At 38.2% G+C, this 13,538-nt stretch carries 10 protein-coding genes; 9 read left to right on the top strand and 1 reads right to left on the bottom strand.

Features of this window, described 5'->3' with window-relative positions:
* Nucleotides 1-102: 102 nt before the first annotated feature.
* Nucleotides 103-1,062: a site-specific tyrosine recombinase XerD gene (gene xerD, locus AAHJ11_RS15570; protein ID WP_148365626.1), complete on the bottom strand. Its 960-nt coding sequence runs from the start codon at nucleotides 1,060-1,062 to the stop codon at nucleotides 103-105.
* A 73-nt stretch (nucleotides 1,063-1,135) separates the two neighbouring features.
* Between xerD and aroQ the strand changes: the two genes are divergently transcribed.
* From aroQ to AAHJ11_RS15525, 9 genes are all read left to right on the top strand, one after another.
* Entirely contained in the window at nucleotides 1,136-1,555 is a 420-nt protein-coding gene (aroQ, locus tag AAHJ11_RS15565; RefSeq protein ID WP_004311171.1) for a type II 3-dehydroquinate dehydratase, read from the top strand.
* A gap of 38 nt (nucleotides 1,556-1,593) precedes the next feature.
* Complete coding sequence (gene pyk, locus AAHJ11_RS15560; RefSeq protein WP_148365624.1) at nucleotides 1,594-3,051, top strand: pyruvate kinase; 1,458 nt, start codon at nucleotides 1,594-1,596, stop codon at nucleotides 3,049-3,051.
* An 18-nt stretch (nucleotides 3,052-3,069) separates the two neighbouring features.
* Nucleotides 3,070-3,726 carry an O-methyltransferase gene (locus AAHJ11_RS15555; RefSeq protein WP_148365622.1) on the top strand — a complete coding sequence of 219 codons (657 nt, stop codon included), beginning with the start codon at nucleotides 3,070-3,072 and terminating at the stop codon, nucleotides 3,724-3,726.
* 16 nt (nucleotides 3,727-3,742) lie between these two features.
* Complete coding sequence (rbfA, locus tag AAHJ11_RS15550) at nucleotides 3,743-4,075, top strand: 30S ribosome-binding factor RbfA (protein WP_004296522.1); 333 nt, start codon at nucleotides 3,743-3,745, stop codon at nucleotides 4,073-4,075.
* A gap of 17 nt (nucleotides 4,076-4,092) precedes the next feature.
* Complete coding sequence (locus AAHJ11_RS15545; RefSeq protein WP_009038886.1) at nucleotides 4,093-5,319, top strand: FtsX-like permease family protein; 1,227 nt, start codon at nucleotides 4,093-4,095, stop codon at nucleotides 5,317-5,319.
* Nucleotides 5,320-6,186: 867 nt separating this feature from the next.
* The gene (locus AAHJ11_RS15540) at nucleotides 6,187-6,738 is read left to right on the top strand and encodes an RNA polymerase sigma factor (RefSeq protein ID WP_074635427.1); all 552 of its coding nucleotides are present in this window, start codon (nucleotides 6,187-6,189) and stop codon (nucleotides 6,736-6,738) included.
* Between the two features lie 161 nt (nucleotides 6,739-6,899).
* Nucleotides 6,900-8,018: a FecR family protein gene (locus AAHJ11_RS15535; protein WP_074558037.1), complete on the top strand. Its 1,119-nt coding sequence runs from the start codon at nucleotides 6,900-6,902 to the stop codon at nucleotides 8,016-8,018.
* A gap of 163 nt (nucleotides 8,019-8,181) precedes the next feature.
* Nucleotides 8,182-11,571 (top strand): TonB-dependent receptor, encoded by a 3,390-nt coding sequence (locus tag AAHJ11_RS15530; protein ID WP_074558036.1) that lies wholly within the window; start codon nucleotides 8,182-8,184, stop codon nucleotides 11,569-11,571.
* An 11-nt stretch (nucleotides 11,572-11,582) separates the two neighbouring features.
* Nucleotides 11,583-13,529 carry a RagB/SusD family nutrient uptake outer membrane protein gene (locus tag AAHJ11_RS15525; protein ID WP_074558034.1) on the top strand — a complete coding sequence of 649 codons (1,947 nt, stop codon included), beginning with the start codon at nucleotides 11,583-11,585 and terminating at the stop codon, nucleotides 13,527-13,529.
* The last annotated feature ends 9 nt before the right edge of the window (nucleotides 13,530-13,538 follow it).

Genomic DNA, 13,538 nt, shown 5'->3' with positions numbered 1-13,538 from the left:
ATCGTCTATTTGTCAACCTCCTTCTGCTCGCACAGAAAAAGTAACGCAAAGATATTAATTCTTAATATAAATATATAGATAAGGGGCTGATTTTATCATAATTTAATGAAATAACTCCTCTTTTTCTTTCCGGTACTTGATATTTCGCGGGTGATGCTCAATAATCTCACTACGAAGCATGTTGCGGTCGATATGTGTATAGATTTCCGTTGTCGCAATAGATTCATGTCCGAGCATGCATTGAATAGCTCGCAAATTGGCTCCACCTTCCAGTAAATGAGTGGCGAAGGAATGCCGGAAAGTGTGCGGACTGATGTTTTTGGTAATACCTGCTTTTTCCGCTAATTCTTTTATCATGTGAAAGATCATAATCCGGGAAAGTCCTTTGCCTCTCCGTTGGCTGACGAAAACGAAATCCTCATGCCCTTTTTTAACTTCAATTTGATTGCGGTCTGGTATGTAAAGTTTTATTTCATTAATGGCTCGCGGAGAGATGGGGACGAGGCGCTGTTTGCTTCCTTTTCCTTCTACTTTGATAAAACCTTCATCAAAATAAAGGTCGGACAGCTTGAGAGTGACAAGCTCCGATACGCGAAGTCCGCAACTGTATAATGTCTCTAAAATAGCTCTGTTTCGCTGTCCTTCGGTTTTGCTGCGGTCAACGGCAGAGATGATCCGGTCAATTTCCTCCACAGTCAGTACTTCAGGAAGTTTAAAGCCTATTTTAGGTCCTTCTAACAACTCACTGGGGTCTGCTTCCAAGTAGTCTTCAATGATGAGAAAACGGAAGAATGATTTGATTCCTGATAAGATGCGGGCCTGTGAACGAGGGTGAATGCCAATGTCGTGTAATCCGGCTGCAAAATGTTGAAGATCAGATAAACATACGTCTAATATATCTATCTTTTCCTGCTCTAAAAAGTTTATCAGTTTGTCCAAATCCGTAAGATAGGCATCCAGCGTATTAGGAGATAAAGACTTTTCCAGTTTGAGATACTGCTGATACTTCCTGATTATCACGTCTTGTTGTTCCTTCTTCCTCTTTTTTTCGTTGATTTCCATTTCTTTTTTCTACCTTTGCACCTTGAAATATTGTTCTTTGGATACAAAGGTATATAAAAAACAGGATTGCGCGATGAAGATACAAATTATTAATGGCCCGAATATTAATCTGTTGGGTAAGCGTGAACCTTCCATTTACGGAAGCGTTACATTTGAAGATTACTTGGCTGATCTTCGCAAAAGATACGTTGACGTGGAGATCGACTATTTTCAATCGAATATTGAGGGTGAAATGATAGACTGCATACAGCAGGTGGGATTTGATGTGGATGGCATTATTCTGAATGCAGGTGCGTATACACATACTTCCATAGCCTTGCAGGATGCTATTCGCTCTGTGACGTCTCCGGTGATTGAGGTACATATTTCCAATGTGCATAGTCGGGAGTCTTTCCGACACGTATCGATGATTGCTTGTGCCTGCAAGGGAGTGATTTGTGGCTTTGGGTTGAATTCGTACCGTTTGGCCTTGGAAGCTTTGTTAGATAGATAATAAATAAGGTAATATAATATATAATAGGTAGAAAGACTATGTTATTGAAACAGACTAAAATTGTGGCTTCCATCTCGGATAGACGTTGCGATGTGGATTTTATAAAACAGTTGTTTGAAGCTGGGATGAATGTGGTGCGTATGAATACAGCGCACGCTAGCCGTGAAGGTTTTGAAGCTTTGATTGCAAATGTACGTGCTGTGTCCAACCGTATTGCGATCTTGATGGATACAAAAGGTCCGGAAGTTCGTACGACGGCTAATGCAGAACCAATTCCATATAAGACAGGTGATAAAGTAAAGATTGTAGGTAATCCGGATTTGGAGACAACCCGTGAATGTATTGCTGTTTCATACCCGAACTTTGTGTCCGATCTGAATATCGGTGGTACGATCCTGATTGATGATGGTGATCTGGAACTGGAAGTTATTGATAAGACTAACGATTATTTGTTGTGTGAAGTCAAGAACGATGCTACTTTGGGAAGCCGTAAGAGCGTAAATGTTCCGGGTGTTCGCATTAATCTTCCTTCATTAACGGAAAAAGACCGTAACAATATCCTTTACGCTATTGAAAAGGATATTGATTTTATCGCTCATTCTTTTGTACGCAATCGTCAGGATGTGCTTGATATTCGTGAAATTCTGGATGCTCATAATAGTGATATCAAGATTATTGCTAAGATTGAGAATCAGGAAGGGGTAGATAATATCGATGAAATTCTGGAAGTGGCAGATGGTGTAATGGTGGCCCGTGGTGACTTGGGTATCGAAGTGCCTCAGGAACGTATTCCGGGGATCCAGCGTGTACTGATTCGCAAATGTATTTTGGCAAAGAAGCCGGTAATCGTTGCTACTCAGATGCTCCATACGATGATAAATAACCCTCGTCCGACTCGTGCGGAAGTGACTGATATTGCTAATGCAATCTACTATCGTACAGATGCATTGATGTTGAGTGGGGAAACTGCTTATGGTAAGTATCCGGTAGAGGCTGTGAGAACAATGACTAAGATTGCTGCCCAGGCTGAAAAAGATAAATTGGAGGAAAATGATATCCGTATTCCATTGGATGAGAATAGTAATGATGTTACGGCATTCCTTGCTAAACAGGCAGTGAAAGCTACCTCTAAACTAAAAATACGTGCCATTATTACTGATAGCTATAGCGGACGCACTGCCCGTAACTTGGCAGCTTTCCGTGGAAAGTATCCGGTGTTGGCTATCTGTTATAAAGAAAAGACGATGCGTCATTTGGCTTTGTCTTATGGTGTGGAAGCTATCTATATGCCGGAACTGGCTAACGGGCAGGAGTATTACTTTGCAGCATTGCGTCGTTTGTTGAAAGAAGGTCGTTTACAGCCTTCTGACATGGTTGGTTATTTGAGTAGTGGTAAGGCGGGAACGAAAACATCATTCCTTGAAATTAATGTGGTGGAAGATGCTCTGAAGCATGCAGAGGAGACTGTATTGCCTAATAACAACCGCTATTTGTAATTTGTAAGAGCTACTTTTATGCAGGAAACCGAATCGATAGACGAATATATTTTGCAGCATATTGATCCCGAGAGCGATTATTTAAAATCGCTCTACCGGGACACACATGTAAAACTGCTCCGTCCTCGTATGGCTTCCGGGCATTTGCAGGGACGGATGCTGAAAATGTTTGTAGAAATGATTCGCCCCTGTCAGATATTGGAAATAGGAACGTATAGTGGTTATTCTGCCCTTTGTCTGGCGGAAGGTCTGGCCGAAGGTGGAATGTTGCATACGTTTGAGATCAATGATGAACAAGAGGATTTTACCCGTCCATGGTTGGAAAAATCACCATTTGCCGATAAAATTCGTTTTTATATAGGTGATGCTTTAGAACTTGTTCCGCGTTTAGGTGTTACCTTTGATATGGCTTTTATTGATGGTGATAAGCGTAAGTACATTGAATATTACGAGATGACGTTGGTGCATCTATCTGCAGGCGGATATATCATTGCTGATAATACTTTGTGGGACGGTCATGTTCTCGAACAGCCTCGCAACACGGATGCACAGACGATTGGTATTAAAGCCTTCAATGATTTGGTGGCGGAAGATGTGCGAGTGGAAAAAGTGATATTGCCTTTACGTGACGGATTAACGATCATAAGGAAGAAAATAGTAAGTAGTAAATCGTAAAATAGTAAATAACTTTATGGAAACAACCAGACAGAATAAGATATCTCGCCTATTGCAAAAAGAACTAAGTGAGATATTCCTGCTTCAAACAAAGTCCATGCCGGGTACACTGGTCTCTGTTAGCGCAGTTCGCATTAGTCCTGATATGAGTATTGCCCGTGTCTACCTCAGTGTTTTCCCTTCAGAGAAAGCAGAAGAGATGGTGAAGAATATCAATAACAATATGAAATCCATTCGTTATGAGCTTGGGACTCGTGTACGTCACCAGCTACGTATCATTCCTGAACTGAAATTCTTCGTGGATGATTCATTGGATTATATTGAGAAAATAGATTCATTGCTGAAGTGAAATAACTCATTGCAGAGGTGAACTTTCCTTTTTATATAGCCAGGCGTTATCTTTTTTCAAAGAAAAAGCATAATGCTATTAATATCATATCCGGCATTTCCGTATGTGGGGTGGCTCTTGCTACACTTGCTTTGGTTTGCACTCTTTCTGTTTTTAATGGTTTTCAGGATATGGTGGCCAGCTTTTTTACGGCTTTTGATCCGCAGTTGAAAATTACGGTCCGTGAAGGAAAGGTTTTTGATGCACAAGATGAACGGATTCGTGCGGTTTGTGCGCTTCCTGAAGTGGAGGTGTTTACAGAGACGCTCGAAGAGAATGCAATGGTGCAATACAAGGACCGTCAGGCTATGGTTGTACTAAAAGGGGTGGAGGATAATTTTGAAGAACTGACAGCCATAGACAGCATACTTTATGGCGCGGGAGAATTTGTTCTTCATGATTCGATCGTGAATTATGGCGTCATGGGAGTGGAATTGGTTGCGACCTTGGGAACTGGTTTGGAGTTTGTCGATCCTCTTCAGGTATATCTTCCCAAGCGAAATGCCAAAGTGAACATGGCAAATCCCGGCGCTTCTTTTAACCGTGATTATCTGTATTCTCCAGGTGTCGTATTTGTGGTGAATCAGCAAGAATATGATGGAAAATATATTCTGACTTCTCTTGATTTTCTTCGTCAGCTTCTGGATTATACAACAGAAGTCTCTGCGATGGAATTGAAATTGAAACCTAATGTAAATACTTCATCGGTACAATCTAAAATAGAAAACATACTAGGTGATGATTTTGTTGTTCAGAATCGTTATCAGCAACAGGCAGATGTTTTCCGTATTATGGAGATAGAGAAACTAATCTCTTATTTGTTCCTCACTTTTATTTTAATGATAGCCTGTTTTAATGTGATAGGCTCTCTTTCTATGTTGATCTTGGATAAGAAGGATGATGTAGTAACTTTGCGGAGTCTTGGAGCTAGTGATAAACTCATCTCCCGAATATTCCTCTTTGAAGGACGTCTCATTTCTCTTTTTGGCGCTATCTCCGGTATTGTCCTGGGCTTAATCCTATGTTTTATCCAACAGAAATTTGGTATAATTTCATTGGGAGGCGGTGGTGGTACTTTTGTTGTAGACGCCTATCCTGTCAGCGTTCATGCTTGGGATGTGGTACTTATTTTTATCACCGTTTTGGCAGTCGGATTCCTTTCTGTGTGGTATCCTGTACGTTATTTAAGTAAGAGGCTTTTATAAATCAATACTTGGGGCTTTCAAAAGTCCCGATGCTTTCTGATTGCTAAAAGCATCACTTTAAGTGACCATACAGGAAATGTTGAGAACATACCCTTCACTCTTCACCTTTTCTTCGAAATCCTTTATTCATCAGCGATAGCGGGTGAAGGGGCACTCCTTCACCTCGTATTTAATTAAAAAATTGAATTGTACCGGATGCAAATGCATGAATGATGATTGTGTCATTCTTTTATGTAATTTAGTAATAGCTTACATGTAGTCTATTACTGGATAAGTTGCTTTTGCTCCTATGCAAACTTCTTTTGGTCTAGGAGTAAAGTTGTTTTTCAATGGATGCAAACTATAAATACAAGTTTTGTTTTTATAAATGAAGCTTGCGTTTATAAAAACAAAGCTTGCATTTATATGATCAGAATTTGCGTTTATAGTTTCCATACTATCGGAAATAACTTTATTATTAGACGAAAGTAACTTTACTCCTAATGAAACAGAAGTTATCTATTAATAGATTGGAGATGAAGTAGTGGGTTACAATGACCAGTCAACTAAATTGAAAAAGAACCACTAGAGTAAGGACGGTACAACGTTCAGAGAGAGAAATTCGGTGAAAAGAAGAGCCTTCACCCGCTACCATCGATGAATAAAGGGTTTCGAAGAAAAGGTGAAAGGTGAACTCCATGTTTGAAAACTTATTGCGTGAGGCGTAAAAGAATCTATCTTTGATGGCACGTCCTGCCAAGTTACTTTTTAATCTTTCGTAATTGATAACTTTTAATCCGTTTTTGTGGTTTTTATTTTTATAATTGCTGATATACTACTATATTTGGCACAATTTTGTTAATTAGAAATAATCTGTAAAACACTTCCGTGAAACCTGAAAGTAATGACATAGACAGAATTATAAACAGTGATGAAGCGGCTTTTTGCCGTTTTATGGAACGTTATTCTTCACGTCTATATCATTATGTTTTTGCTTTGATTGGTCAAAAGGAACCGGCTGAAGAGGTTGTAAGTGATGTTTTCTATGAGGTTTGGAAAAACAGAAAAACCTTGGGTGGTATAGAAAATATGAATGCCTGGATACAGACGATTACTTATCGGAAAGCTATTTCTTATTTGAGGAAGGAAACGGGAAAAACTGAATTATCGCTTGACGGTATAGGGGATTTTATATTTGCTCCTATCCAGTCACCTGACGAGGCGATGATTAGTAAAGAGGAGATGGAGAAAATAAACAATGCTATCCAACAGCTACCACCTAAATGTAAACATGTCTTTTTCTTGGCGAAGATAGAAGGGTTACCTTACAAAGAGATTGCAGACATATTAAATATATCTGTGAAGACTATCAATAATCATATTGCTTTTGCTTTAGAAGAAATTGCTCAAAATCTGAATCTGGTTTTGCGTAAGAAATGATTGAAGACTTACTGTTAATTGTTTGTATTTTAAGGATTTAATTATTAAAAGGAGCTTCTTGCTATTTTTACTTTTCGAGAAAAATAGAAAAAGTTCATTTTTAACTAGGAGATTTTTTTGAATGTTGCGTCTTTATTTATAGAACAACATTAAAGAAGATTATGGACTTAAAAGGATACCATTGCCTTGCTGATTTATTTGGTAAACTGAATTCTCAAGAAAAGCTTGAGGATGATTTTACTACTATACCTGAAGGCGGGAAACTGAAATTCTTTTGGGAAAAATGCGGGCATGAAAAGATTGATGCTTCTTCTATAATAGAGCGAACTAAACAAAAAATCCGGAGAGATGTAATGAGGCGTCGAAGAAATTATTTCTTAGTAGCTTCTGCTTCTGTCGCAGCTTCTATTTTAATTTGCATTTCAACCATCCACTTCTTAACTCATAGTGAAAACACTAATTTAGATTTTCAGGCTATTGCCGAACAGATGGACAGCCAGTCTGTTGAAGAAGTGACTCTTATCACTGCTAAAGAACAGCTCAATTTGGATGAGGATGCTTTTGTTACCTATTCAAAAGAAGGAAAGGTTACTGTTAATTCTAAAGTAATAAGAGAAAAAGAGGAAAAGAAAGTAAAGGTCGAACCGGAATATAACCAGTTACTTGTTCCCGCAGGGAAAAGAGTGCGGGTTGAACTGTCTGACGGAACCCGATTGGTTGTCAACTCTCAATCAAAAGTGATTTATCCTTGTCGTTTTAATGGAGATATTCGTAAAATATATGCCCAGGGAGAGGTGTTTCTGGAAGTTGCTCATGATAAGCAACACCCTTTCATTGTAGAATCTGAAGATTTCAAATTACGGGTATTAGGTACGAAGTTTAATATTTCAAACTACAAGGGGGAGGCAACTAATATTGTATTGGTGGAAGGTTCTGTTGAGGTGACCGATAGGAATGAGAGAAAAGCGCAACTGGTACCTAGTGATTTGCTGAATATAGCCAATGGCGCAATTGCCTATCAGAAGCAAGTGGACGTAGCCGAATATATTAGCTGGGTGGATGGTGTCATGTTGTTAAATGGTAATGATTTATCTCATATTATTCAGAAGTTGAGTATTTATTATGGCATTCCTATTCAATGCGAACCGATGGTAGGTAAAGAAAAGGTTTATGGAAAACTGGATTTGAAAGATGATATTGATGAGGTGATTGAATGTATCCGGCAGACAATCCCTATTGAAGTAGAAAAAAGTGATACTAGTATATACTTGAGTAAATAATGACAATTTAATTAATCTTATAAAACCAATATAGCCTATGAGAAACAGATAATACTATTCATGATACACAAAAAAATCGGATAAATATTGCCGTATTTACCCGATAGTAATTCCTTGAGTTAAATCAATAAATCCAAAATTGTTAACCTAAAAAGAAATTTTTATGGTAAAGAAAAGTATTTTTTTACACTTAAAGAAAAGACTTAAGCTTTTTTGCATTATAAACGTCTTTTTTATGATTCCATTTTCTTCATTCGGTGCTAATTCTATTAGTTGGAATTCCGAAGAAGATCTATTCTCAGTACAGTATGAGAATGCTACAGTTAAAGATATTTTAGATTATATCGAAAAACATAGTAAATATATTTTTATATACTCTGCTAATGTTCAGAAAAATCTGAATAACAAAGTCTCCATTTCAGTTTCCAATAAGAAAATAGATGCTGTGTTAAAAGAGCTGTTTTCAGAGACAGGACTGAATTATAAGATGTCGGGAAGACAAATTACTATTTCGGTGCCAGAAACTCCTAAGGTACAGCAAACTACACAGCAAAAGGGTATTAAGGTAACAGGTAACGTTTCAGATGAAAAAGGTGAGCCTTTGATTGGTGTAACAATCATTTTGAAAAATGATTCTACAGTACATGCGTTGACAGACATGAATGGTAATTATAGTATTATTGTTCCTGAAAGAAAATCTGTACTTTCTTTTCGTTATATTGGTTTTGTTCCTAAAGAAGAGGTTGTTAATAACCGGAAGGTTGTTAATGTACAAATGGTAGAAGATGTTGGTCAATTAGATGAGGTTGTAGTGGTTGCCTATGGCGCACAAAAGAAAGAGTCTGTTGTTGGTTCTATCACAACGATTGAACCTGCTAAGTTAAAGGTTTCTACTACTCGTTCAATAAGTAATAATCTGGCTGGTACAGTTGCTGGTGTATTAGCTGTGCAACGTTCTGGTGAACCGGGATATGATAATTCTTCTTTCTGGATTCGTGGTATTAGTACATTCCAGGATGCCGGACAAAACCCATTGGTTTTGATTGATGGTATAGAACGCGATTTGAATAATATTGATCCTGAAGAGATAGAATCTTTTTCTGTGTTGAAAGATGCTGCTGCAAGTGCTGTTTATGGAGTGCGGGGAGCTAATGGTGTTATTTTAATTAATACAAAACGCGGACAAGTTGGTAAACCTCGTGTGACTGTAAAGGCTGAATTTGCAGCTACACAGCCAGTTAAACTTCCCGAGTATTTGGGTGCGGCAGATTATATGCAGGTTTTGGATGATATCTTGATGGATACAGGACAACAGCCTAAATATACAGATCGTATTGCAAAAACTCGTGCAGGTTATGATCCTGATTTATATCCGGACGTGAATTGGATGGATGCAATTGCAAATGATTATGCTTCGAATCAGCGTGTAACAGTAGATATTTCTGGTGGTACAGAGACATTACGTTATTCTTTTGTTGCTGCTGCGTATAATGAACGTGGTATTTTGAAACGTGATAAAAGTTATGATTGGGATCCTACTATTAAATTGCAACGTTATAACGTTCGTTCTAATGTGGATTTGAAATTAAGTCCTACTACGCAATTACGTTTTAATATTGGTGGATATTTGCAAGATAGAAATTCTACAACGAAAGATATATCTCAAATTTTCCAGAAAGCGTTCGTTGCTGTTCCTCATGCTTTCCCTGCACAATATTCCAGTGGGCAGATACCGACAACAGAGGAGCCAAACGTTTGGGCATGGGCTACTCAAAGTGGATATAAAAGAAGAAGCGACAGTAAGATTGAAACACTGTTTTCTGTAGAACAAGATTTGAAATTCTTACTTCCGGGATTGAAAGTAAAAGGTACATTCTCATTTGACAGGTTTTCTTCAGGTACTGTTTCTCGTGGAAAGACACCGGATTATTATGTACCTGCTACAGGACGTGATGATGAAGGTAATTTGATTATAGCATCAAAATCCAATGGTACTAATTTCCTGGATTACTCAAAAAGCGGTGATTATGGAAATAAGAGCGTATATATGGAAGCTACTTTGTCTTATGACCGTACATTCGCCGAGAAACATTCCGTTGCTGCAATGTTATTGTTTAATCGTCGTAATTATGATGATGGAAGCAAGTTGCCTTACCGTAATCAGGGATTGGCAGGACGTGCATCTTATACCTATTCGGGTAAATATGTAGGTGAATTTAATTTTGGCTATAATGGTTCTGAAAATTTTGCCAAAGGTAAACGTTATGGTTTTTTCCCTTCAGGAGCTATTGGTTGGATTGTATCGGAAGAGGCATTTATGCAACCATTGCGTAAGGTCATATCTAAATTGAAATTGCGTGCGTCCTATGGTCAGGTAGGTAATGCTAATTTAGGTGGACGCCGTTTTGCATACCTTTCTACAATTACTGATGACTATGATACATTAAACATGTATAAATGGGGATTGGATAGCAGTTATGGCTTAACTGGTATGGCAGAAGGTGAGTTTGCAGTACAAGATTTGACATGGGAGATTGTTAATAAGATGAATTTGGGGGTTGAGCTAGGTTTCCTGAATGGTATGATTGATTTGCAATTAGACTATTTCGATGAACGCCGTAAAGATATATTTATGCCACGTGAGTCTGTTCCGATGACGGCTGGATTTATGAAGCAACCTTGGAAGAATTTTGGAAAAGTGACTAATCAGGGTGTAGAAGTTTCTTTAAATGTTAATAAACAGTTTGGCAAAGACTTATTTGTCAGCTTAATGGGAACATTTACCTATGCTCATAATGAAATAACAGAAAAGGATGAACCTAGTGCAGTAGTTGGTACTAACCGTGCTGAAACAGGACATCCGGTAGGGCAATTAACTGGCTATATAGCAGAAGGTTTGTTTACAGAAGACGACTTTGAAGACGTAAGTACAGGTAAACTGAAAGAAGGAATTCCGACTCAAAGTTTTGTAGGTAAATTACGTCCGGGGGATATCAGATACAGGGATGTCAATGGTGATGGTAAAGTGGACGTATTTGATAAATCTCCAATCGGAGGAACAAAAGATCCGGAGATAGTATATGGCTTTGGACTGAATATGAAATATAAAGATATAGATTTTGGGGTTCTCTTTCAAGGAATAGGCCGTAGTTGGAATATATTAGGATCAAGCATTATTCCGGGTGCCAATAGAGGAGTGACAGGCAATATGTTTACTAATGCAAATGATCGTTGGACTGTAGACAACCCAAGTCAGAACGTATTTTATCCGCGTTTGGATGACGGTATAAATAGTAATAATAACCAACCATCTACATGGTGGCTGCGGAATATGAGTTTTTTACGTTTAAAAAACATTGAACTTGGTTATTCTTTACCAAAGAATTTGTGGAGAAATACTACAGTTATATCGGGCATTCGTCTTTTCGTGAGAGGAACAAATCTTTTAACATTCTCAAAATTTGATTTGTGGGATCCGGAAGTCGAGAATACTACAGGGGCTGCGTACCCAATTATGAAATCGTTATCTGCAGGTTTTGAAATTAAATTCTAATAATAGGGCATATGAAAAATAGCATATTAAAATTTATAGTATTAAGTATTATTACGACATTTGCTTTTTCTTCTTGTTCTGATTATCTGGATAAGCAACCGGATGACCAGTTGGACTTAGAATCAGTATTTGAGAATAAAAAGAATATGGAACGTTGGCTGGCATATGTTTATCGCGGCCTGCCTGAATATTATACTTATGATGGTCCGGATGCCATAGCTGATGAACTGATTCCTTCGGTTGGTTGGGAAGCGCAAGGATTTAAAGCCATTCAATATCAAAAAGGTAACTGGACAGCAGACAATCCCGGAGTAATTACTTATTGGAATACTTATCCTAAATATATCCGTTCCGCTTATTTGTTTATTAAACATGCTCACCCGCTGGAGGCTGTACCGGCTGAAGAAGTGGACTTTATGAAAGCTGAATGTCGTTTCTTTATAGCTTATTATAATTCTATGATGGCTATAGCTTATGGTTCGGTTCCCATTATTCGCGAGGCTAGTGAAAGTACTTCGGCTGATGATCTGATGTTGAAACAAGAGCCGTTTTATAATGTAATTGATTGGGCAGATCAAGAAATGCTGGAAGCTTCAAAACAATTGCCTGCCACTCAAACTGAAGATAAGAAATATGGCCGTGTGACTTCTGTTGGATGTTTGGCAATGCGTGCGCGTATGTTATTATTTGCTGCTAGTGACTTGGTGAATGGTAATCCTGCATTGGCGAATATAAAAAACATTGATGGAACTCCTATCTTTAATTCTGCACATGATCCGGAACGATGGAAAAGAGCAGTAGATGCTTGTAAACTGGTTATCGATGAGGCGGAAGCTGCTGGCTATCATTTGCATTATGAATATTTGGATAACGGTGATATTGATCCTTTTCTTTCTTATCAGAATGCAGTGATGAAGAGATGGAACGAAGCAAACAGAGAATTACTGTTTGTTCGTACAATGGATTCCGGTGGATGGTATGATAAAAACTGTATTCCACGTGGTTTGGGTATTAATGGAGTGGGAGCGATCGGAATAACCCAATCTTTGGTTGATGCTTTTTTCATGAGAAACGGTCAAAGACCTATTATAGGCTATAATTCGGATGGTTCTCCTAAAGTTAACCCTGATGCTAATTATTCAGAGACAGGCTTTAGTACGCAAAAAGAGACTTATTCTACAAAGTGGCAGTATGGGTCTTCAGAAGGAGATCGTAATAAAGATGAAAATGTAGTTGTAGATGCCAATACATATAAAATGTATTGTGACCGCGAACCTCGTTTTTATATTTCAGTATTGCATAACGAACAATGGCATATTGGTGGTAAGAGAAATACAGATTTCTATATGGATGGTAAAGACGGTGGTCCTTCTCACGACGCTCCATGGAGCGGCTATCTGGTACGTAAGAGAGTAGACCCATCTGCAAATCCCAAAGAAGGCAGTGGAGATTATAAAAACCGTCATGGTGCATTATGTCGTTTGGCAGAGATCTATTTAAGTTATGCTGAGGCGTTAAATGAATATAGCATTGAGAAGGGCACTTATACTGCTAATCAAAAAGAGATTCTGAAATATGTCAATTTGATTCGTGAGCGTGCGGGTATTCCTGAATATAGTGTTTCAGCTGAAGAAGGCAAGATAACAGCCCCATCAGATCCTGTAGAAATGCGCGAGTTAATTCGTCAAGAAAGGCGTGTGGAATTGAATTGTGAATCTGGACTTCGTTTTAATGATCTGCGTCGCTGGAAATTAGCCGAGAAAGTATTGGATGGTGATTTTTATGGCATGAATGCTTATATTAAAGTATCCGATGCGGACTATAGAAATAAATATTATACTCGTACAGTATATCAGACACGTAAATTTATAAGCTATTGGTGGCCTATTCCACAGGACGATATTGATAAGAATTGGAATTTGGTACAAACTCCTGACTGGACCGTCGGAAACCAATAAATAGTTATA

Source organism: Bacteroides sp. 90-K9/2 (assembly GCF_047310725.1).
Classification (GTDB): Bacteria; Bacteroidota; Bacteroidia; order Bacteroidales; family Bacteroidaceae; genus Bacteroides; species Bacteroides vicugnae.
Note: the sequence above shows the minus strand (reverse complement) of the source record. Positions and strands in the feature narration are given on the sequence as shown.